Annotated in this window: 22 protein-coding genes; 6 read left to right on the top strand and 16 right to left on the bottom strand. The window is 73.9% G+C overall.

Annotated elements, in window-relative coordinates; genetic code table 11:
* Positions 1-14: 14 nt before the first annotated feature.
* The 8 genes from fahA to ACI79G_RS07285 all read right to left on the bottom strand — a co-directional run bounded on the left by fahA (position 15) and on the right by ACI79G_RS07285 (position 9,322).
* Positions 15-1,220 carry a fumarylacetoacetase gene (fahA, locus tag ACI79G_RS07320; RefSeq protein ID WP_456880476.1) on the bottom strand — a complete coding sequence of 402 codons (1,206 nt, stop codon included), beginning with the start codon at positions 1,218-1,220 and terminating at the stop codon, positions 15-17.
* A complete protein-coding gene (locus tag ACI79G_RS07315) occupies positions 1,217-2,095 on the bottom strand; it encodes a hypothetical protein (RefSeq protein ID WP_456880475.1) in 879 nt (292 codons plus the stop codon). Before ACI79G_RS07315 ends, fahA begins: the two co-directional genes overlap by 4 nt.
* The gene (locus ACI79G_RS07310) at positions 2,092-3,297 is read right to left on the bottom strand and encodes a cupin domain-containing protein (protein ID WP_456880474.1); all 1,206 of its coding nucleotides are present in this window, start codon (positions 3,295-3,297) and stop codon (positions 2,092-2,094) included. The genes ACI79G_RS07315 and ACI79G_RS07310 overlap by 4 nt, the downstream gene beginning before the upstream one ends.
* Positions 3,298-3,321: 24 nt before the next feature.
* Positions 3,322-4,929, bottom strand: coding sequence for an FAD-dependent monooxygenase (locus ACI79G_RS07305; RefSeq protein ID WP_456880473.1), 1,608 nt, complete (start codon positions 4,927-4,929; stop codon positions 3,322-3,324).
* Between the two features lie 19 nt (positions 4,930-4,948).
* A complete protein-coding gene (locus ACI79G_RS07300; RefSeq protein WP_456880472.1) occupies positions 4,949-5,911 on the bottom strand; it encodes an MBL fold metallo-hydrolase in 963 nt (320 codons plus the stop codon).
* Positions 5,912-6,112: 201 nt separating this feature from the next.
* Positions 6,113-6,409, bottom strand: coding sequence for a hypothetical protein (locus ACI79G_RS07295; protein ID WP_456880471.1), 297 nt, complete (start codon positions 6,407-6,409; stop codon positions 6,113-6,115).
* A 31-nt stretch (positions 6,410-6,440) separates the two neighbouring features.
* On the bottom strand, positions 6,441-7,790 hold the full coding sequence (locus ACI79G_RS07290; protein WP_456880470.1) for a flavin monoamine oxidase family protein: 1,350 nt from the start codon (positions 7,788-7,790) through the stop codon (positions 6,441-6,443).
* Positions 7,791-7,816: 26 nt separating this feature from the next.
* Positions 7,817-9,322, bottom strand: a complete 1,506-nt coding sequence (locus ACI79G_RS07285; RefSeq protein WP_456880469.1) for an APC family permease — start codon at positions 9,320-9,322, stop codon at positions 7,817-7,819.
* Positions 9,323-9,647: 325 nt separating this feature from the next.
* Between ACI79G_RS07285 and ACI79G_RS07280 the strand changes: the two genes are divergently transcribed.
* The gene (locus ACI79G_RS07280; protein WP_456880468.1) at positions 9,648-10,253 is read left to right on the top strand and encodes a TetR/AcrR family transcriptional regulator; all 606 of its coding nucleotides are present in this window, start codon (positions 9,648-9,650) and stop codon (positions 10,251-10,253) included.
* On the opposite strand, the gene ACI79G_RS07275 is transcribed toward ACI79G_RS07280, so the two are convergent.
* The 3 genes from ACI79G_RS07275 to ACI79G_RS07265 all read right to left on the bottom strand — a co-directional run bounded on the left by ACI79G_RS07275 (position 10,240) and on the right by ACI79G_RS07265 (position 14,187).
* Complete coding sequence (locus ACI79G_RS07275; RefSeq protein ID WP_456880467.1) at positions 10,240-10,833, bottom strand: TetR/AcrR family transcriptional regulator; 594 nt, start codon at positions 10,831-10,833, stop codon at positions 10,240-10,242. The genes ACI79G_RS07280 and ACI79G_RS07275 overlap by 14 nt on opposite strands.
* Before the next feature lie 47 nt (positions 10,834-10,880).
* Positions 10,881-12,845, bottom strand: coding sequence for a primary-amine oxidase (locus ACI79G_RS07270; protein ID WP_456880466.1), 1,965 nt, complete (start codon positions 12,843-12,845; stop codon positions 10,881-10,883).
* 508 nt (positions 12,846-13,353) lie between these two features.
* Positions 13,354-14,187, bottom strand: a complete 834-nt coding sequence (locus ACI79G_RS07265) for an alpha/beta fold hydrolase (RefSeq protein WP_456880465.1) — start codon at positions 14,185-14,187, stop codon at positions 13,354-13,356.
* A 282-nt stretch (positions 14,188-14,469) separates the two neighbouring features.
* Between ACI79G_RS07265 and idi the strand changes: the two genes are divergently transcribed.
* On the top strand, positions 14,470-15,012 hold the full coding sequence (idi, locus tag ACI79G_RS07260; RefSeq protein ID WP_456880464.1) for an isopentenyl-diphosphate Delta-isomerase: 543 nt from the start codon (positions 14,470-14,472) through the stop codon (positions 15,010-15,012).
* Positions 15,013-15,025: 13 nt separating this feature from the next.
* On the opposite strand, the gene ACI79G_RS07255 is transcribed toward idi, so the two are convergent.
* Entirely contained in the window at positions 15,026-15,640 is a 615-nt protein-coding gene (locus tag ACI79G_RS07255) for a maleylpyruvate isomerase N-terminal domain-containing protein (RefSeq protein ID WP_456880463.1), read from the bottom strand.
* Between the two features lie 179 nt (positions 15,641-15,819).
* Between ACI79G_RS07255 and ACI79G_RS07250 the strand changes: the two genes are divergently transcribed.
* The 4 genes from ACI79G_RS07250 to ACI79G_RS07235 all read left to right on the top strand — a co-directional run bounded on the left by ACI79G_RS07250 (position 15,820) and on the right by ACI79G_RS07235 (position 18,307).
* A complete protein-coding gene (locus ACI79G_RS07250) occupies positions 15,820-16,635 on the top strand; it encodes a polysaccharide deacetylase family protein (RefSeq protein ID WP_456880462.1) in 816 nt (271 codons plus the stop codon).
* Positions 16,636-16,709: 74 nt separating this feature from the next.
* Positions 16,710-17,489 carry an SDR family NAD(P)-dependent oxidoreductase gene (locus ACI79G_RS07245; RefSeq protein WP_456880461.1) on the top strand — a complete coding sequence of 260 codons (780 nt, stop codon included), beginning with the start codon at positions 16,710-16,712 and terminating at the stop codon, positions 17,487-17,489.
* A gap of 27 nt (positions 17,490-17,516) precedes the next feature.
* Positions 17,517-17,801: a hypothetical protein gene (locus ACI79G_RS07240; protein ID WP_091215956.1), complete on the top strand. Its 285-nt coding sequence runs from the start codon at positions 17,517-17,519 to the stop codon at positions 17,799-17,801.
* A gap of 98 nt (positions 17,802-17,899) precedes the next feature.
* Complete coding sequence (locus ACI79G_RS07235) at positions 17,900-18,307, top strand: four-helix bundle copper-binding protein (RefSeq protein ID WP_456880460.1); 408 nt, start codon at positions 17,900-17,902, stop codon at positions 18,305-18,307.
* Positions 18,308-18,535: 228 nt separating this feature from the next.
* On the opposite strand, the gene ACI79G_RS07230 is transcribed toward ACI79G_RS07235, so the two are convergent.
* The 4 genes from ACI79G_RS07230 to ACI79G_RS07215 form a co-directional block, all read right to left on the bottom strand.
* Positions 18,536-18,898, bottom strand: a complete 363-nt coding sequence (locus tag ACI79G_RS07230; protein ID WP_456880459.1) for a DUF6463 family protein — start codon at positions 18,896-18,898, stop codon at positions 18,536-18,538.
* Positions 18,899-19,092: 194 nt separating this feature from the next.
* A complete protein-coding gene (locus ACI79G_RS07225; RefSeq protein ID WP_456880458.1) occupies positions 19,093-19,776 on the bottom strand; it encodes a maleylpyruvate isomerase family mycothiol-dependent enzyme in 684 nt (227 codons plus the stop codon).
* Between the two features lie 9 nt (positions 19,777-19,785).
* Positions 19,786-20,517 (bottom strand): formylglycine-generating enzyme family protein, encoded by a 732-nt coding sequence (locus ACI79G_RS07220; protein WP_456880457.1) that lies wholly within the window; start codon positions 20,515-20,517, stop codon positions 19,786-19,788.
* A 505-nt stretch (positions 20,518-21,022) separates the two neighbouring features.
* Positions 21,023-21,193 (bottom strand): hypothetical protein, encoded by a 171-nt coding sequence (locus ACI79G_RS07215; protein ID WP_456880456.1) that lies wholly within the window; start codon positions 21,191-21,193, stop codon positions 21,023-21,025.
* Positions 21,194-21,376: the final 183 nt, after the last annotated feature.

Below are 21,376 nucleotides of genomic sequence, written 5' to 3'. Positions count from 1 at the left end.
CGTGGAGGGCGCGCTCACGGGGTCGGCTCGACCCGGCCGGTGACCTCGCCGAAGGCGATGCGCGTCCCGTCCGGCCCGGGTGCGGTGGCGGTGATCGTCACGACGTCGCCGTCCTCGAGGAACGTGCGCGTCGACCCGTCCGACAGCGCCAGGGGTTCCGTGCCGCCCCAGGACAGCTCGATGAACGAGCCGCGCTGGTCGCGCTGCGGGCCGGAGACGGTCCCCGAGGCGTAGAGGTCGCCGGTGCGCAGACTGGCGCCGTTGACGGTCATGTGCGCCAGCTGCTGGGCCGGGGTCCAGTACAGCGAGCCGAAGGGCGGGCAGCTGACGAGCTCGCCGTTGAGCCGCACCTCCAGCGTGAGGTCCAGGCCCCAGGGCTCGCCGGTGTCGTCGAGGTAGGGCAGCGGCTGCGGCTGCCGGGCCGGCGGCGCCACGCGCGCGGCCTCGAGCGCCGCCAGCGGCACGACCCAGGGCGACACCGAGGTGAGGAAGGACTTGCCGAGGAAGGGGCCCAGGGGCACGTACTCCCAGGCCTGCAGGTCCCGGGCCGACCAGTCGTTGACCAGGCACACCCCGAAGACGTGGTCCGGGAACGCCGACAGCGGCACCGGGCGGCCGAGCTCGGAGGGCGTGCCGACGACGAAGCCGACCTCGGCCTCGATGTCCAGCCGCTGGGAGGGGCCGAAGGTGGGCGCGTCGTCGGTCGGCGCCTTGCGCTGCCCGCTCGGCCGGACCACAGGCGTCCCGGAGACCTGCACCGTGCCGGCGCGGCCGTGGTAGCCGATCGGCAGGTGCTTCCAGTTCGGCGTCAGCGGCTCCGAGTCCGGGCGGAACATCCGCCCGAGGTTCTCCGCGTGGTGCTGGGAGCTGTAGAAGTCGACGTAGTCGGCGACCTCGACCGGCAGGTGCAGCGTCACGGCCTCGCGCGGCAGCAGGTGCGGCTCGACGGCGGCGCGGTGCGCCGGGTCGGCCAGCAGCTCCTGCAGCCGGGCACGCAGGGCGTCCCACGTCGTCCGCCCACGGGACATCAGCGCGTTGAGCGAGCCGGTGGCCAGCGCGTCTGCGGCCGGGAGGTCCAGCCGCGAGACGTCGAGGACGTGCCCGCCGATGGCGACGCCGACCCGTCGGGGGCCGTCGGGCTCGGTCGAGAAGACGCCGTAGGGCAGGTTGTCCGGACCGAAGCCGGTGCCGGCGGGGAGGTCCAGCCAGGTGGAGGTCACGCTGAGATCCGATCCGGGGAGGGCAGCAGGCCGAGGGTGACGAGGTCGTCGACCGGCTCGAGGACGCTGCAGGTGCCGAAGGAGGTGAAGGCCGCCCGGGCCCGGGCGGCGCGCTCGGGGGTCCAGGTGTGCAGCGCCGCGACGACGTGCGCGGCGTCGGTGTCCCGGAGGTGCTCGACGGCGGTGCCGGTGGGCGCACCGGCGGTGAGCGCGGCGGCGGCCACGAGCACGTTGAGGAACCCGTGGTGCGTGAACCCGGTGGCCGGGTCGGTGTGCCGCACGGCGGAGTGCAGGCCGGCGGTGCACTTGAGTGCCACCCCGCGCGTGACGCAGGCGGCCAGCGTCGCGGCGAGCTCCTCCGGGGAGGGGAACAGCGCGGCGCGCAGCCCGCCGGTGCGCAGCTTGGCGCGGTGGCGGGTGCCGGCGAGGACGTCGAGCACCTCGTCCCGGGCGGGGCTGCGGGGCAGCTCGACCGCCGCCGGCACACCGGCGGGCCAGACGTCGTCCAGGACGCGGACCACGTCCCGGGCGGCCGCGGCGTCGGCCACGACCGGCACCTCGACGGCGGACAGCCGCAGCCGCGGGTCGGCGTCCACCCGGGCCGCGGCGGCCGGCAGGTCGCCGGCCGCCGCGATCAGCGAGATCCCGAACGGCGCTGCATCGTCCCCCGAGGTGTCCCCGAGGTGCTCTCCCAGCTCGCCGAGGCGGGCGGCCGGGACGACGAACGGCCCGACCAGTTCGCCCAGCCGCGCCCGCAGCTCCCGGTGCGCCGGGACGGCGGCGGCCATCGGCGCGTCCCCGGGCGGGAACAGCGCCGCGTCGTCGAACAGCCCGGCGAACAGTGCGCTGGACGACGCGGTGGGCAGCGCCGTCACGCCGACGGCCCCCGCCCCGACCAGGTCCAGGCGTACTTCCCGTCGTCGACGGCGAGGCCCGCCTCGCCGAGGTCGAGCGGCCGGAAGGTGTCGACCATGACGGCGAGCTCGTCGAAGTACTCCACGCCGAGGGAGCGCTCCACGGCACCGGGCTGCGGGCCGTGGCTGTGCCCGCCGGGGTGCACCGAGATCGAGCCCTTGCCGATGCCCGAGCCCTTGCGGGCCTCGTAGTCGCCGTCGACGTAGAACATGATCTCGTCGCTGTCGACGTTGGAGTGGTAATAGGGCACCGGCACCGCCAGCGGGTGGTAGTCGACCTTCCGCGGCACGAAGTTGCAGATCACGAAGTTGTGGCCCTCGAAGACCTGGTGGACGGGCGGCGGCTGGTGCACCCGGCCGGTGATCGGCTCGTAGTCGGCGATGTTGAAGGCGTAGGGGTAGAGGTGCCCGTCCCAGCCGACCACGTCGAACGGGTGCTCCGGGACGACGTGGACGGTGCCGGCCAGCCCGCCGGGGCCGTTGCCGCGGTGCTTGACGTAGACCTCGACGTCGGTGCCCTCGGCCAGCAGCGGCTCGGCCGGCCCGCGCAGGTCCCGCTCGCAGTACGGCGCGTGCTCCAGGAACTGCCCGTACCTCGACAGGTAGCGCTTGGGCGGGGCGATGTGCGAGTTCGCCTCGATCGCGTAGGTGCGCAGTGGCTCGTCCCCGGTCGGGATCCAGCGGTGCGTGGTGGTCCGCGGGATCACCACGTAGTCGCCCTGCCCGACCGGCAGCGCGCCGAAGACGGTCTCCACCGTGGCGCTGCCGCGCTCGACGTAGACGCACTCGTCGCCGGTGGCGTTGCGGTAGTACGGGCTCGGCAGCGAGGAGACGGCGTAGGAGATGCGCACGTCGCCGTTGCCCAGCACCAGCCGGCGGCCGGTCACCGCGTCGACGGCCTTGTGCTCCTCACCCGGGAAGAGGTCGTGCAGCTTCAGGTGCCGGGGCACCAGCGGCGCGTTCGGGGTCAGGCTCTGGTCGGGCAGCTCCCACGGCCGGGCGTCGACGATCGCCGACGGGACGCCGCGGTGGTAGAGCAGGGACGAGTCCGAGGAGAAGCCCTCCTCGCCGACCAGCTCCTCGAAGTACAGGCCGCCGTCGGGACGGCGGAACTGGGTGTGCCGCTTGGGCGGGACCTCGCCCACCTGCCGGTAGAACGCCATGGGATGTGCCTCCGCAGGAAGGGGTCAGGCCGGGACGGGGGTGGGGACGGGACGGGTGAGGAGCCGGGCCACCGCGGGGGCGACGTCGGCGGAGCGGGTCAGGACGGCGGCGACGTGGGCGTCCGGGCGCAGCACCCAGACCTCGTCGGGACGCGCGCCCAGGGCCTCGCGGAGCAGGCCGCTGGGGTCCAGGTCGCGCATGCGGTGGACCGACACCGGCAGGTCGCCGAGGCCGGGCAGGTCGGGCGTCGGGGCGTCGTCCCCGAGCAGGACGGTGACGCCCTCGCGGGCGAGCTGGCGCAGCCGGACGACCTCGGGCCGGCCGGGCACGGTCACCGGGCAGTCCGGCACCAGCACGCCCGGGGCGGGCACCGGGACGTCGCCGCGCGCCGGGCGGCCCGGGAACGGGCGCGTCGGGTCGGGGGTGGTCAGCGGGGAGTCGACGTACCAGAACGGCTCGGCCAGCCGGCCCGAGTCGACCTGGGCCCGGGCGGCCGGGTCGGTGGCCGCCCGCTCCAGGACGTCGAGCCGGTGGCGGGCCTCCTCCTCGCTGCGCGGCACGAGGAAGCGCATGGTCGCGGTGGTGACGTCGATGTTCTCCTGCGCCGCGGCGTGCCGCTCGGCGTGGTAGCTCTCCAGCAGCTCCTCGGGTGCCCAGCCGCGCCGGACGAAGGCGATCTTCCACGCGGCGTTCTCGGCGTCGAGGACGCCGGAGTTCAGGCCGCGGGCGCCGAAGGGGCTGACCAGGTGCGCCGCGTCGCCGGCGACCAGGACCCTCCCGACCCGCATCCGGTCCACGAGCCGGGAGTGGAAGCGGTAGACCGACTTCCACACGATCTCGTAGGGGCGGTCGCCGATCACCTGGCGGATCCGCCGGTCCAGCGAACCTGCGGCCTCCTCGGCGGCGAGGTCGAAGTGCGGCGGCACCTGCCAGTCGATGCGGAAGGTGGAGTCCGGGCAGGGGTGGATGAGCACCTGGCGGCCGGGGTTCCACTCCGGGTCGAAGTAGAAGCGCCGCTCGGTCTCCCACCCGGGCAGGTCGGTGCGGATGTCGCAGATGAGGAAGTAGTCCTCGAACGACTCGCCGGGGAAGGTCAGCCCCAGCATCGACCGGAGGGCGTCGCTGCGGGGGCCGGGGCAGGCCACGGCGTGCGAGCCGCGCACCTGCACCTCGCCGTCCGGGGTCTCGCAGGTGACGGTGACCCCGTCGTCGTCCTGGTCGATCCCGGTGACCCGGTGCGACCAGCGCACGTCGACCAGCGGTGAGGCGGCGATCCGCTCGTCGAGGAGGGCCTCGGTCTCGCACTGCGACACGTTGACGAACGGCGGGAAGGGGGAGCGGCCGCGGTCGGCGAAGGTGAAGCTGAACAGCTCGGCGTCGCGGTGGAAGGTGCGCGCGGTGGTCCAGGTGACCCCGCGGCGGGCGATCTCGGCACCGACGCCGACGGCGTCCCACACGTCGAGCACGTCGCGCTGCTGGCAGATCGCCTTGCTGCCGACGGGGTCGCGCTCGGGGCGGGCGTCGAGGACGACGACCGGCAGGCCCCAGCGGGCCAGCAGGAGGGCGGCGGTCTGGCCGACCGGGCCGGCGCCCAGGACGAGCACCGGCGGCCCGGGGAGGGGAGTGGTCATCGGAGGGGCTCCTGTCGGGTCAGCCCTGCAGCTGGTCCCACACGGCGCGGTCGCGCTCGGCGGTCCAGATGACGGGGCGCTCGGTGCCGGAGAACTCGTCCCACAGCCGGGAGACGTCGAAGGGCAGGCAGTGCTCGAAGATGGGCCACCGGCCGTACTTGGGGGCCAGCGCGGTGTGGGTGGCCTCGAAGGCCTGCTTGAGGGTGCCGCCGGCGCGGTGCACCTCGCCGACGGTGCGCTGCATGGTGAGCAGGAAGTCGCGGGTCTGCTCGATGGCGGCGTCGACCTCGTCGCGGCCGCGGGCGATCCTCCCGCGGCCACCGACCAGCTGCCGCGCCCCGAGGGCCTTGACCCGGTCGAGGGTGCCGGCGGCCCAGTCGAAGTGGAACGCGTCGCCGGTGTAGAGCGCGGCCTGGGACTCGACGAGGTCGCCGGCGAAGAGGACCTCCTGCTTGGGCAGCCAGGCGACGATGTCGCCCTCGGTGTGGCCGCGGCCGAGGAACTCCAGGACCAGCTCGCCGCGGTCGCCGCCGAGCTCGATGGTCAGCTTGTCGCGGAAGGTCATGGTGGGCCAGGTCAGGCCGGGGATGGACTCGGGCTCCTCGAACAGCCGCGGCATCCGGCCGTACTCGCTCTCCCAGTCCTGCTGGCCGCGCTCCTCGATGAGGTGCTTGGTCTGCTCGGAGCTGACGATCACCTCGGCGTCGAAGGCGCTCGCGCCCAGCACGCGGACGGCGTGGTAGTGGGACAGGACCAGGTAGCGGACCGGCTTGTCGGTGTGCTCGCGCAGCTTGGCCAGCCACCGGCGGGCCGCCACCGGGGTGGCCAGCGCCTCGAAGCAGACGAGGAAGTCCTCGCCCTCGATGGCACCGAGGTTCGGGTCCCCCTCCGCGGTCAGGGCGTACACGCCGTCGGCGAGCACCTCGAGGGTCTGCTCCTTGACGCCCAGGTCGGCGGAGGAGGCGAAGGGCTTGGCTGCCATGGTGAGGTCTCCAGCTGTTCGATAGCCGAATGGGCTGTTCGCTTACGGGTCTCACGGTACGGGTCTGTGAGGGCCGGCACAAGGGCTCCGGAGCCTCGGGTGCGGGGGCGGTGAGCGGTCCGTGCGTCCGGCTCGGGACGCGCCGGCGCCCGGGCGTCCGAGGGGTACGCCGGACGCCGGGCGCCGGTGGCGCCGAGCAGCTCAGGTGACGGGCATCCACGCCATGTCGATCGAGACGACCTCGCTGACGGCCGCCATCCGGCCGAACTCGGGCATGTCGGCGGCCTCGGCGTTGGCCGCCTCGGCCTGCTCGACGCTGTCGTAGACCCAGACGTCGGTCCAGGTGCCGTCCTCGCGCTTCGCGATGACGGGTGCCGCGACGAAGCCGGGGATCGCGGCGGCGACGGCGGCGACGGCGCCGGGGCGGCTGGCCAGGAACTCCTCCTCCTGGCCCTCGTGGACGCGGACGTGGACGAACTCGACGAGGTGCTGCTTCACGGGGTCCTCACTTCTCTGGGTGGTCGGCGGATCAGGACGGGACGAGGGCGCTGGTGCCGGTCGTCGGGAGCTCCTCGAGGGCGGTCAGCAGCGCGTGCACCTCGCGGCCGGCGCGCATGCCGCTCTCGATGGCGCCGTCGATGAACCCGGCCCAGCCGTCGGCGTAGTCCGAGCCGGCGAGGAACACGCGGCCCTCCGGCCGCTGCAGCTCGGCGAGCGATCCGGTGAGCTGACCGGCGCGCTGCATCGGCCAGGTCTCGCCCGAGAGGTCGTCGGCGACCCAGTCGTGGCTGGCGACCTCCAGCACCTCGGCGTCGGGCAGCCAGGTGCGCAGCGCCTCCTGGACGGCGGCGGGGTCGGTGCCGTCCAGCCGCTCGCTGACCGAGCCGAAGGCGACCACGAGCGTCTCGCCGTCGGCGACGTGCTCGACCTGGCACAGCGTCAGCGGCGCGGAGCCGGGCGCGAGGGCGACGAACGGCTCGTGCTCACCACGCAGCCGGGCCCACACCTTGACGCCCTGGGACGCCTGACCCCGGTGGGCGGCCCGCCGCTTGCCCTCCGACAGCGGCGGGTCGAAGGAGACCGAGTCCAGCACGTTCAGCGGCAGGGTCACGACCACCGCCGCGGCCGTCAGCGTCGAACCGTCCGCCAGCGTGACGCCGGCCCCGCTGTCGTCCCGGGTCACCGACGCGACCCGGGTGCCCGTGCGGATCTCCACCCCGGCGTCGGCGGCGATCGCCTCGATCAGGCCGCGGGTGCCACCGACGATCTTGTAGGTGGCGCAGGCCTCGAACATCAGCTGCCAGCTGCCGCCGGCCAGGGCGCACCAGCGCAGGCCCTGCGCGTAGCCGCCGTCCTCCGTGCGGCCGCTGAAGTTGGTCGCCCACATGCCCTCGACGGCGTCGAACTCCTCGGGGGTCAGGTCCAGCTCCTCCAGCTTCTGCCGGATGGTCAGGCCGTCGACCTCGGCGAGCCGGTCGCCGGCGAGCAGCGGTCGGTACGGCTGCGGGAAGTGGGTGAGGCACTCCTCCGTGCTGCCGGCCATGCCCCGGTCGATCAGCCCGAGCAGGTCGTCGGCGGTGCCGCTGCGCACCGTGCCGCCGCTGAGCCAGTAGCCCGTGACCGGCGGAGGGGAGGGGGTCACGCCGATGCCGTAGCGGCTCAGCTCGGCCCAGGTGTGGGGCTGGATCCAGTGGACCCAGGTGCCGCCCATCTCCAGGTCGCGGCCGAGCCGCTGGTCGGTCCAGGTGCGCCCGCCGATGCGGTCGCGGGCCTCCAGCACCAGCACCCGGTGCCCCTGCCGGCGCAGCTCGCGGGCGGCGGTGATCCCGGCGAAGCCGGCGCCGACCACGATGACGTCGGTGTCGTGCGAGGTGGACATGTCGCTCCTTGCTGTTCCAGGTGTGGTCAGACGGTGGGGGTGGTCGGCGCGAGACCCGCGGTCGGCGGAGGCGGGACCGTGAGCCCCTCGCCGTCCGGGCGCCGGCGGAGCGACTCCAGGGCGACGCCGATGAGCAGCGCCAGGGGGACGGAGAGGACCAGCGGCACCGCGGTGCCCGGGGAGCCCCCGATCAGCAGGGTGAAGTTGGTCAGCACCAGTGCGGCCAGCGCGGCGATCAGCACCGCGGCGAGGACCGGTGCGACGAGCGTCTGCCACGGTCGGGTGTCCAGCCGGGTGCGCCGGAAGAAGACCACCACCGAGATCGACGTGAGGAAGTACAGGACCACGAGGCCGAGGACGGCGACGCCGCTGAACCAGGCGAACAGCGTGAGCACCGGGTCCAGACCGAGCACCGCGAACGGCATGACCAGCACCAGGGCGAGCACCGTCTGCAGCCCGCTGGCGACGAACGGCGCGCCCTGCCGGGTGGTCCGGGAGACCGTCGCCGGCAGCGCCCCGCCCTCGCCCAGCGAGTGCACGTACCGGTTGGAGGCGTTGTGGAAGGCGAGGATCCCGGCCAGCAGCGAGGTCGCCAGCAGGACGCCGCCGACCTCGGCCGCCCACGGGCCCAGGGCCCCCGAGATGGCCGCGAACAGCAGCACGGTGCTGTCGCCGGACTCCAGGGCGCTCCCGGCGGCGGCGACGACCTGGTCGGCGCCGTAGGAGCTGACCACCATCCAGGAGACGAAGGCGAAGAACAGCGCGATGGTGGCGACGGCCAGGTAGGTGGCCCGCGGGACCGTGCGGGCGGGGTCCTTCGCCTCGGCCGAGTAGATCGCGGTCGACTCGAAGCCGAACATCGACGCGATGCCGAAGGTCAGCGCGATGCCGGGCGCGCCGGCCAGCAGCGCGGACGGCGCGAAGCTGGCGCCGGGGTCCAGCCCCTGCGGACCGCCGCCGCTGAACAGGGTGACCAGGGCGAAGGCGAGCAGGATCCCCATCTCCCCGGCGACGAGCAGGCCGAGGAAGCGGGCGCCGAGCTCGATGTTCAACGATCCGAGCACCTGGACCAGGACCATCGTGGCCAGCGCGCACGCCCACCACGGCGGGGCGACGCCCAGGTACGTGCCGGCGAGGGAGGACACGATCACGCCGTACAGGCCGTACATGCAGGCCTGCACCGTGTTGTAGGACCACAGCGCCAGCAGCGCCGACCCGGTGCCGAGGCGCCGGCCCAGCCCGCGGCCGATGTAGGCGTAGAAGGCCCCCTCGGCGGTGACGTGCCGGCTCATCGCGATGAAGCCCACCGCGAAGAGCGCGATGACCAGGCCGACGACCAGGTACGCGGCCGGCGCCCCCGCGCCGTTGCCCAGTGCCACGGCCAGTGGCAGGGCGCCGCCGATGCCGGTCAGCGGCGCCTGGGCGGACAGGACGAAGAACAGGATGCCGACGACGCCGATGGCGCCACGCTTGAGCTGACGGTGGTCGTTCCGCTCACGCGCAGGCGCGGCGGTCTGGGTCGGGTGGGACATGGTCGCTCCGGAGGAAGGCGGCGGGATCCGGGCGCCGTGGTCGGGGACCGCGGCGACGGGGAACGGGCGTCGTCCTCCATCGGGACGACGTGGTGCGGAGTGCCCGGCACCCAGAACTGGTCAGATGGACAGTTGTGAGCGCCGACACAGAGGATGCACATGCGGGTAAAACTGGTCAAGTGGTCAGTTCGGGTCTTCTCGGAGTCGTGCGGCCCGCGCGCAGGGCGTCGCGCCGTGGCGATCGGGTCGCGCGAGGGGGGCCGGAGGGGCCGGCCTCCGGCTCGCCGGCGGTGCGTACCGTCGGCCCATCGAGGATCGGGGGGGCATGACGGGGACCGATACCGCCGCGGTGGCCGCGCGCCCGGCACCGGGCTACGGGGAGGGGCGGCGCGCTCTGCTGGCCGCCGCCGTCCACGTGGTCGCCACCCGGGGGCTGCGCCACCTGACCTACCGGTCGGTGGCCCAGGAGGCCGGGGTCGCGCACGGACTCGTGGCGCACCACTTCGGCACCCGGGACGCCCTGCTGGAGGCGGCGCTGGAGTTCTCGCTGGGCAACAGCGTGGGCTCGATCAGCTCCGAGCCGGGGAGCGGCGACCTGGACGCGCTGTTCGCCGGGGTGGCTGAGATGGTCCGGGCGCACCCTGACGACCAGGCGTTCCAGTACGAGCTGATCCTGGAGGCGCGGCGCCGGCCGGAGCTCCGCCCGCAGGTGGAGCAGGTCTACGCCACCTACCGCGAGGCGCTGCGGACCGAGCTGGCGGCTGCGGGCATCGTTGCCGACGACGCCCTCGTGCACCTGGTGTTCGCCGCCGTGGACGGACTGGTCTTCCAGCAGGTGTGCCTCGAGGAGCCGGCGAGGACCCCCGCGGCGCTGGAGTGCCTGCGCGCCCTCCTCCGCCCCCTCGCCGAGCGGCCCGTCAGCGCGGACTGAGCGCGGCGAGGGCCGCGTCCAGCATCGCCAGCTGGGTCGCCGCAGGTGTGGGCGAGTCGGGCAGGAGGGCGAGCACCTGGAGACCCAGGGCGAGGGCGAGCAGCTGGTCGGCCAGGACGTCGTCCGCCGTGGCCACCGTGACGTCGCCGTCCTCGCGTCCCTGGCGCAGCAGCTCCCGGATGTCACGGCGCCACCGCTGCATGGCCGCGTCGTTGAGCCGGGCCAGCCGCTCGTCGGTCACCGTGCGGTTCCAGAAGGGCAGCACGATGCGCGCCTCCAGCCGGGTCACCTCGGTGGTCGGCACGACCTCCACCAGGAAGGCGCGCAGCGCCGCGACCCCTCGTTCCCCGGCCACAGCAGCCCGGATCCGGTCGTTGGTCCGCTCGAAGACGTGCACGTAGGCCGCCTCGACCAGCTCGTCCTTGTTGGCGAAGTAGTAGGCCAGTGCACCGTTGGCGTAGCCGGCCTCGCGGGCGATCTCCCGCATCGTCGCGGCGTCCGCTCCCCGCGTGGCCATGAGGCGCCAGGTCACCTCCAGGATCTCCTGGCGTCGTCGCTCGCGGTCCACCAGCTTCGGCACGGGGCTCCCGTCGGTCGTCGGTACCCCCAGTCTGCCGATCGCGGTGCTCAGCCATGGCAGCAGCCGTCCTCGGCGTCGCGTTCACCGCCGGCCGCGCGGGAGCGGCAGTGGGCGCTGGCGTTCGGGGGGACGTCCAGGGTGGGGTTGCGGTCGAAGAAGCCGACCGGCTTGAGCCGGAAGCCGGTGTGGTCGACCGGCATGACCGGCCAGTCCTCGGGCCGGGGGACGTGGGTGAGTCCGAAGGTGTGCCACACCACCAGGTCGCTCGCCTCCAGCTCCCGGTCGGCGGCGACGTACTCGGGCAGTCCGGCGCCGCCGGGGTGCTGGTTGACGAAGTCTCCGGCCGCGTAGCGCTCCGCCGGGTCGTGGCGGGTGACCCACAGGTGCTTGGCGGCGAAGGTGGCCCGGCGGTGGATGGGGCTGTCCGGGTCGGCCAGCAGGGTCGGCTGCCCCTCCGGCAGCAGCGCGTAGGCGACCGGGTCGCCTAGGCGGTTGCGGCTGTTCGGGTTGCTGATGTGCCAGACGCGGCCCACCGACTGGTCGGCCATCCGCTGCGCCTCGGACTCGCGGCGCAGCGTCGTCCGCCGCTGGGCGAAGGCGTTGCCGCGCGGGTTGTCCGGCCCCATCGGGACGCGGACGAAGTCCAGCTCCTCGACGGTGTTGGTCGGGCCGTCGACGGCCATGTCCAGCCGGGCGCTGAACAGGTGCTGGTGGAACGGGGCGCCCAGGCCGGGGGCGATCTCGGAGGCGTAGGGGTAGCCGTCGCCCGGGTGGGCGGAGGTGAAGACGATCCCGGTCGCCTTGACCTCGAACCCGATGGTGCCGTCGAGGTAGAGGTACCAGTAGAAGCCGTAGTCGTAGTTGCCGATCGTGGTGAAGAAGCTGATCACCATCCGGCGCTGGCGCCGGGTCTCCGACGAGCCGGCCCACAGGTCGGTGTGCTTCCAGAGGACGCCGACGTCCTCCTCGTGCATGCAGATGGCGTTGCGCAGGACCTGGGGGTTGCCGCGCTCGTCGGCGATGACGGCGTCCATGTAGGTGATGTCGCCGAGGCAGTCGCAGCCCAGCTCGAGGGCGTTGGCGTAGCGGCCGACCAGGTACTCGCCGGTGTCGAAGTAGTTCTGCCACGACCGGACGGGGGAGGGGTCGGCGTAGGGGACGACCATCTCGGCGATCGAGGCCCGGTGGACGACCGGCCGCAGCCGTCCGCCGTCGTGGAAGCCGATCTGGTGCAGGGTCAGCCCCTCCCGGGCGTCGAACCCGACCCGCAGCTGCCAGCCCTCCCAGGTCAGCAGGTTGCCGTCGAGGGTGAAGCTCGGGCCCTCGGGCTGGGTGATCTCGATCGGCTTCTGGGTGGTGCGCAGGGGACCGGTGACCGCCGGGTCGTGGAAGTTGCCCGACTCCTCGGGCACCGGGACGGGCCCGAGGTCGATGACCCGGTCGACGGTCCTGGTCATCACGTCGACGTAGGCGACCAGCCCGTCGACCGGGTGGGCCCAGGCGTGGTCGTCCGGGTGGTCCTGGCGGAAGGCCAGGCCGCGCAGGATCCGCCGCCCCTCCTCCTCCGGGTACTCGAAGACGCCGGCGGACAGGGGCGCCACCCGGACGTCGGCGACGTCGAGCCCGCGGGCGGCCAGTGCGGCCAGCCAGCGCTCGTCGGTCGCCAGCACCTCCTCCACGAGGGCGAACTCCTCGTCGAGCACCGGCAGCTGTCCGTCGGTGGCGGCGTCCAGCGCCCGGTCGGAGACGATCGCCCGCTCGGTCACGGAGACGACGACGTCGTGGGCGTTCGGTCGCTCGACGTCGTGCAGGAGCACCCGCACCCGTCGCTCGGGGACGACGTCGGCGTACAGCGCTGCCTTGTCCGGTTCCTCGAGGCCGACGTAGACGAAGCGGGTCGACCCGACGACCAGGCCGGCCGTCGCGAGCACCTCGCGGACGGTGGAGACCTCGTCCGCGGTCAGCTGCTCGAGGGGGTGGGTGGCTGTCGACGCCGTGGCGAGTGCGGCCATGGGGGCTCCCTGTTTTGGTTCTACGGGTGTAGAAAGACGGCGTGAGCCACGTTACAGCCGACGTCTCCATACGTGAAGAGGTCGTGCCAAAGTCGAACAGCACGCCCGTGACGGGAGCTCTCCGGTGGGGCGCGGTCCTGGTCGCCGTGGCCTCGGCCGCGTGCCACGTGCTGGCCCTCGCCTCGGGTCCGACGCCGTCGTCCGTGCACGTCGTCGTCCTGCTGGCGATGGGGATGGGGTGTCTGCCCTGCGCCATGCACCTGGCGCTGCTGCCCCGGCGACGGGCATGGGCGCAGATGGCCGTCGTCTCGGCCGCCATGCTGGCGGTACACCCGGTGCTGTCCGCGGCCTCGGGCGCGGCTCACCACGCCCCGGCGGTGTCGGCCGGTGGCCGGGCGCTCGACGCGGCGCTCCTCGTCGGCCCCGTCGCGGGACTGGTCCTGGCCGTCGCGGGCCTGGTCCTGGGGCGGACCCCGGCGACGGCTCCTCCCCGCCTGCGGTCGCCCGGTCAGCCGTGGGCGCGGACGTGCTCGGTGACCAGCTCGGCGACCCGTCCGGGCGCCAGCTCGGGGATGAAGTGGGGAACGCCCTCGAGCACCTCGAGCCGGTAGGGGGCGTCGACGAAGCGCCGGCTCCGCTCGGTCGCGGTGCGGCCGAGGGCGGCGTCGCGGGTGCTCCACAGGTGCAGCGTCGGCACGCGGACCGTGCCCACCGGGTCACGGGCGCCCAGGGGCAGCGCGCGGTACCAGGCCAGGGCCGCGGTGAGTGCACCCGGTTCCTGCATCCGTCGCGCGTAGTGCGCGGACGGCTCGGGCGGCAGGCCGCTGATCTGCAGCATCCGGCGCAGCGCCGCGGCGTCCCCGGCCAGCAGCAGCCGCTCGGGCAGCACCGGCAGTTGGAACAGCCCCACGTACCACGAGCGCAGTGCCTGGTCGCTGGTGACGAAGGCCCTGGCCATCGCCGCCGGGTGCGGCACCGACAGCGCGCTCAGCGTGCGGACCCGCTCCGGGTGCCAGGCCGCCAGCGCCCACGCGACGAAGCCGCCCCAGTCGTGCCCGACGACGTGCGCGCTGCCGAGCTCAGCGGCGTCGAGCAGCGCCAGGACGTCGGCGGTCAGCTCCCGCAGCCGGTAGGCCGCGCGCCCGGAGGGGCGGGCGCCGGGGGAGTAGCCGCGCTGGTCGGGGGCGAGGGTGCGCAGGCCGGCGGTGTGCAGCTGGTCGGCGACGCCCGTGAAGGCGGCGGCGTCCTGCGGGAAGCCGTGCAGCAGGACGACCGGGGCGCCGTCCGCGGAGCCGCCGTCCCGGACGTCGAAGACCAGACCGTCGCGCGTGAAGCTGTCCACCCGCAGACCGTGCCCGCAGGGTCTCGCCCGCGCCACTCGGTCCCGGGACGGTGGGGGCCGGGCACGGCTCCTGGCCGCGGTGGGGTCGAGGAGTGGGGGCCGGAGGCCTCCGCGACGAGGCCTCCGGGTGGGCTCGGTGGGGGCCGGGCACGGCTCCTGGCCGCGGTGGGGTCGAGGAGTGGGGGCCGGAGGCCTCCGCGACGAGGCCTCCGGGTGGGCTCGGTGGGGGCCGGGCACGGCTCCTGGCCGCGGTGGGAGTCCGGTAGGACGACAATGAGCACCGTGACGGCACCCGAGGAGCTCATCGTCCTGCTCGACGACGACGGGACGGTGATCGGCACGATGCCCAAGCCGCTGGTGCACCACGGCGAGACTCCGCTGCACCGGGCCTTCTCGGCGTACCTCTTCGACGACGCCGGCCGGCTGCTGGTCACCCGCCGCGCCGAGGGGAAGCAGACCTTCCCGGGCATGTGGACCAACACCGTCTGCGGGCACCCCGGTCCGGGCGAGGACGACGTGGCGGCGATCGCCCGTCGCGCCGCCTTCGAGCTGGGCCTGCAGGTCGACCGGCTCCGCCCGGCGCTGCCCGGCTACCGCTACCGCGCGGAGTTCCGTGGCGTCGTGGAGAACGAGATCTGCCCGGTCTACCTCGGCGGCTTCGCCGGCACCCCCGCGCCGGACCCGGACGAGGTCGGCGAGTGGGAGCTGCTGGACTGGGCGACCTTCCGCGAGCGCCAGGAGTCCGAGGACGGCGACGCGTGGTCGCCGTGGTGCCGCGAGCAGGCCCGCCTCATCGAGGAGGCGGGGCTGGTCCCGGTCGGCTGACCGTCCGGCCGCGTCAGAGCACCGAGAAGCCCGCGGGGAGGCCCGTCCGGCCGGTGAGGGCGAGGAGGAGCGGGCCGGCGAGGCCGTCGGAGACGGCGAGGTCGGCGACCAGCCGCAGCGCCTGGGCCGCGGCCGTGGCCGGGACGTCGAGCGGCGCCTCCAGCGCGGTGGCGAGGTCCGACGTGTGGACCGCCAGCTCGAACGTGCGCGTGGGCAGGTAGTCCGCCAGCCGCATGCCGCCCGCGATCGTCGTCAGCAGCTCCGTGCCGTCCCGCGCCTCGACGAGCGGCAGCACGCGCGCGGCGATCTCCGCCACGGCGGCCGCCGGATCGCTGCCCAGGGCGGCCCCGGCGTCCCGTCCGCGCGCCGCGACGGCCGGATCGGCGGCCACCGCCCGCGTCGCCCGGACGTAGTCGCCGGCCGAGGCGACCTCGACCGTCGCGGCGGGACGGGCGAGGTACGCCTCGACCGTCAGGAGCGAGCGGCTCGTGTGGCCCACGAGGGCGCGGACGTCCCACTCGCCCAGGGCGGGCCGGGACCACCGGTCGCCGACGAGGGCAGTCGTCCCGACGAACCACTGCGCGGCGTCGGCGAACGCCCGCCGCGAGTCGTCCCATGCGACGTCCATGCGGGGGACGCTAGCGCCGGGGCGGCCGGGCGCGGGCGGCCCACGAGCGGCCGGTGGGGCGTGCACCCCGAGCCGCCGAGCACGGCTGGTGACCGGGGGGGCACGGGTGGTACCGGCCACCCGGGAGCCCTCGTGTCGCTGCGCGGGGCGCGCCCGGGGTGCTCCCTAGCGTCCGCCGCATGGAGCGTCGTCGGTTCCTCCTCTTCCTCGCCGCCGGGCTGGCGGGCACGGCCGTGGGCCAGGGCACGGCCGGGCTGGTCGACCCCACGCGGGCGCCGGTGAGCACCGCCGCGGCCGCCGAGCCGGTCGCGCCGGCAGCGCTGCCCGCCGTGCTGCCCGCGCCCACCGGCGTCGTCGACCAGCTGCCGGGTGACGGCACGTCGCTCGCGCTGACCATCGACGACGGCACCAGCTCGGAGGTCGTCGGGTCGCTGTGCGGGTTCGCCCGGGACAGCGGCGTCCGGCTGACGTTCTTCCCCAACGGCCGCTACTCCTCCTGGGAGGAGAACGGGGACGTGCTGCAGCCGCTGATCGACTCGGGGCAGGTCGCCATGGGCAACCACACCTGGTCGCACCTCGACCTGACCACGCTCTCCGACGACCAGGTGGCCGAGGAGATCGGCCGCAACCGGGACTGGATCGAGAGCGCCTTCGGCATCCGCACCCCGTTCCTGCGGCCGCCGTTCGGCGCGCACGACGAGCGGGTCCAGCGGATCAGCGCCGAGCTCGGGCACCCGACCGTCGTCATGTGGAACAGCACGCTGGAGGACAACCGGCTGCTCACACCCGCCGAGCTGCTGGATGCCGCCGACCGGTGGTTCAGCGCGCAGGCCGTCGTGGTGGGCCACGCCAACCAGCCCACCATCACCCAGGTGTACGACGAGCTGCTGGAGCTGATCGCCGAGCGCGGGCTGCAGACCGTGACGCTGGCCGACGTGTGGGGGACGGGGCTCGGCGGGGTGCGGGCGGCGTCGGGGAGGGCGACCATCGTGTGATCGTCCGACCTGCGACGGGCGGCGGCATCCACCAGGCTGGTCGGGGACACCACGACCGACAGACGGAGGAGCGGATGGCCGACAGCAGGGCGTTGCAGGGGCGGGTGGCCCTGGTCACGGGCGGGGCGAGCGGACTGGGCCGGGCCACCTGCGTGGCACTGGCCGAGGCCGGCGCGCACGTGGCCATCGCCGACATCGACGAGGGCGGCTCCAAGGGCACCGCGGAGCTGGTGGCCGACGCCGGTGGGTCCGCGGAGGTCGTCGCGCTCGACGTGACCGACGACGCCAGCCGCCGCGCGGTGGTCGCGCAGCTCTTCGACGCCCACGGCGACGCCTTCGACATCCTGGCCAACGTCGCCGGCATCGACCGGCCCGGCTACATCACCGACATCGACCTCGCGGACTACCAGCGGGTGCAGGCGGTGAACTGCGAGGGGCCGGTCTTCCTGACCAGCGAGTTCATGAAGCGGGTCCAGCACCTGCCCGAGGGGCGCACCGCCGACGTGGTGCACATCGTGAGCCTCTCGGCGATCACCTCCGGCAGCGGCGCGATCGCCTACAACGGCTCCAAGGCGGGCTTCCTCAACGCCACCCGGTGCATCCAGCGGGAGCTGCGCGAGAAGGCCGTGAAGGGCGAGGACGGCGTCGAGCGGCCCTTCCCGTGCCGCGTGCAGGCGGTCATCCCCGCGGCCATGGACACGCCGATGATGGAGCAGTGGGGCATCCCGGCCCACCTGATGATGCCGCCGTCGGCGGTCGCGGAGATGGTGCGCTACCTGGTGACGCTGCACCCGACGGCCTTCGTGCCGGAGATGCAGATCGTGCCGCGCCTGGAACCGAACTTCCCCCGCTGACCCGGCAGCCGGCCCGAGGAGACGACGATGACCAGCCCGGACGACCTCGATCCCGACTCGGCCATGGCCAGCGGGTCCGATGCGGGTGAGCCCGGGGAGCACCTGGGCACCGGCGACCTCACCGACGACGAGCGGCGGGTGCTCGAGGAACTCGAGCGCGACGCCCCGGCCGGCCGTGATGACGACGACCTCGCCGACGATGCCGTCGTGCGCGCGGCCGAGGACGAGGCGCCGCTGCCGGGGGAGGGCGGCGACCAGGGCGACGGGCTCAGCGCCCGGTTCAGCTCCCCGCCCGGGGAGGGCGAGGCCTGAGGCGGGCTCCCCGGCGACCGGCCGGGGAGCCTGCACGGGTACCGCGCGGCGTGGGTAGGGGGACGGGGTCAGTGTCGTCGACGACGGAGGACCGACCCGTGACCGTTGCCAGCCAGATGCTCGAGACCTACCCGGCCGACCTCGGGGGCGTCGACAAGCAGAAGCTCACCGCGTGCATCGAGGCGTGCGTGGAGTGCGCCCAGTCGTGCACGGCCTGCGCCGACGCCTGTCTCAGCGAGGAGATGGTCGCCGAGCTGACGAAGTGCATCCGCACCAACCTCGACTGCGCCGACGTCTGCGACACCACCGGGCGGGTGCTCTCCCGGCACACCGGCTACGACGCCAACCTGACCCGTGCGGTCCTGGAGGCCTGCGCCGCGGCCTGCAAGGCCTGCGGTGACGAGTGTGCGGAGCACGCCGACATGCACGAGCACTGCCGCGTCTGCGCCGAGGCCTGCCGGCGTTGCGAGACTGCCTGCCGCGAGCTCATCGCCTCCCTCGGCTGAGCGGGGGTCGGGCCCGGGTGGCGCCGGCCTCCGGCTCCGGGACGACGGTCGCGCGGGTCAGACCCTGAAGACCCTCGTGAGTTCGGCACGACACGTCCGCTCGCGCGCAGGGCGTCGATGTCCGAGCGGTGGTCGTTGCGGAGACACCCGAGCCCGGCGTCCGGGCGCGCACCGTGGCGCTGACCCGGATCGGACACGTACTGCAGGAGGATGGGCCTTCGGGACCACCTACCGGGGCAGACTGCTGCGCCGCAGCGCGAAGAGCCCTACCGCGGCGACTCCCCAGAACCCGCTGCGGGGCATCGCCGCTGACCCGATCACTCCCACAGCGGTGAGGACGCGGCCCGCGGCTCGTTGGGCATCGAGATCACCAGCGGACTCGGCGGACCGGAGCAATCGCCCGCTGAGCCACAACGTGGGCGAAGCCGCCATGAACCAGAACGCCGTCGCCTTGTCGCCCCGATCAGGGACCGAACCGACCGACGTGCTCCGCGCGATGTCGACCAGGGCCTCGCGGTACAGGGTGGCGCCGACACCCGCATGCGCGACGCCCAGCAACTGCAGCCACCAGCCAGGCGAGCGACGGAGCACGTGCGGCAACGTACCTCTCCAACGGGGCAGAGCTGGCCGGTGGGGAGGCGTGGTGACCACGCGCCCCTCCCCGCGGTCCTCAGCGACGTGACCTGTCCGCGTACGACATGAGCGCCCGTTGCAGAGGCACAGTCCGATCGTTCCGCGGAGGGATCGTCCTGCGATGCACCGGCCCGGTCTCTGGTCGGCCGGACCTACGGCGCGGCGGGTGAGGACGGCGCGATCCGGCGACGGAGTACGTCGAGGCCAGGGCCGGCGAGGTCGTCGAGGGCGGCTGGGCGTCCGGAGACCGCCATGGCGATGGCCTCGCTACTGCCGATGATCTCCGGCCCGTCACCGTGCCGCCAGTCCTGGTCAGTGACGATGAAGCGCAGGCCGGTGAGTCGGTCGCGGGGGACGAAGCCCGTGGTGGCCGGCTTGGAGACCAGGAAGTCCAGGGCCGGACGCCAGCTCGCCGGGGGCGGGCAGACATCGAGACCCAGGGGGCGGGCCGCGTCACGGAGGTGGATGCACGTGTCGGTCATCGGACCCAACGGCCCGATCACAGGCGGCGTCAGTCGCGTCGAGGCACGCTCGCGCAGCCCGGTGACGAGCTCGTCGGTGGGTCGGGCAGCGACCTTGCGGGCCGTGTCATCGACCATGCGGTCCAAGGAGCCGCGATAACGCACCAGGTAGGCGACCAGCTTGAGCGTGCCGACCCCGGTCTCGAGAGGTCCGAGGAAGTGGGCTGCGACCTCGCGAACGGTCCACCCGGCGCACAGGCTCGGCGTGCGCCACTGCTCTGCAGTGAGAGTCGCGAACATGTCGGCCGCCAGCAGCCGGTTGGCAGTCGCGATCTGGTAGACCGTCTCGGCGTCCGCCGGCGAGTCGGTGGTCACGACGTCAACCTACGGCGCGCGACCCGTCCTCCCCGATCCCCCGGCCGACGCGGACGCGGCCGCCGCAGAGGGGGCGGAGGTCCGCTGCGGGTCAACGGAAACCGATCGGGCGACGCGGAAGCCGACGTCGTCGATCCGGAAGGTGGGATGACTCCTGCGTCGTACCGAGGCCCGACAGCTCCAGTGCTCGTCGAACCAGCCACCGCCGCGGAGCACTCGGTAGGTGCCGTAGACCTCGGCGTCGTAGACGTCCCAGCACCACTCCCAGACGTTGCCCAGCATGTCGAACAACCCCCAGGCGTTGGCCTGCTTGCCGCCCACCGGGTGCAGTCGTCCCCCCGAGTTGCCGCGGTACCACGCGACATCGTCGAGCTCCCCATACCGCGCGGCGCCGGTCCCGGCGCGGCAGGCGTGCTCCCACTCGGCCTCAGTGGGAAGCCGATAGCCATCGGCGGACGCGTCCCATTCGATGCCCTCGCCGTCGGGATCGAGCCGGTAGGCGGGGACCAGCTGCTCCTGGTGGGACAGCGCCTGGCAGAACCGCACCGCGTCCCACCACGAGACCCCCTCCACCGGCAGCCGGTCGCCACGCGCGGTGCTCGGCCATTCCCCGGTGACCTGTGCGTACTGCGCCTGGGTCACCGGAAGAGCGGACATCTGGTACGCCGCGACGTCGACCGCCCAGCTGCGCCGCGACCGTCGGTCCGTCAGCACCACGCTGCCCGCCGGGACGGGGACCATCGCGCTTTCGGCACCCGTCCTCATGAGGTGGGGACGCTACCGCCACCTGGGATGACGCCGACTCGGCTGGTCTCTCCCAGCCGAGCAGCTGTCGGGCTGGGGCTCCCTGGGATGCTCGCCAGTCCACGCCGGCGGCCGAGGGGGACCAGGGATCCCACGCGCGCGGGCCCAGCGTTCCAGCCGCGCCACGTGTCGAGCAGACGAACGGTCATCGGCACGACGCCAGCGGCACCCGGCGGCCGATGCGGGCGTCCCGCAGGGGATCGCTCACCGGGGCAGTGGATGAGACCTGGTCCGGAGCCGACCTGCCCTCGGTCGTTGTCGCAAGGTGTCACCCGTCCACGAGACGCGAGCATCCAGGAGGTCTTGGTCTCGGTGTCGCCGCGTCACCGGTTGCATCTGGGCTGACTGCGATGCCATGCCCGGGAAGCTCTCCGCCGACGCGGATGAACACCGGTCCGCGCGCCTCCGGAGCCCGGCGTCGGCACCTCGACCCAGTGTCTCGTCAGTCGCCGTCCGCGTCCCCGGACATCCCGTCAGCGTAGGGATCGACCAGGTTCGCCCAACCCGGCGGGGCGGCTCGGTGCTCGGTCTGCACCTCGATCTGCGCCTCGGGTGCGACCTGCGCGCTGGCCACCAACTCCTCGACCGGAATCGCGTACGGATTCTCGCTCATCCGGCAAGAGTCCTCGGGTGGGAGCCCTTCGTCCACCGCTGCGGACGACGGTGCGGGGAGGGATGGTTCTGGGCGGCCTCCCTCCCAGGCTCCCACCCGGCCTTGCCGGCGACGGCGTCACCGTCCGTGCCGCCGGCGACTCCGGCATCGCAGCCGCAATCGACGCGGGAGATCTCGTCCACG

Source organism: Geodermatophilus sp. SYSU D00779, from assembly GCF_054050595.1.
Note: the sequence above shows the minus strand (reverse complement) of the source record. Positions and strands in the feature narration are given on the sequence as shown.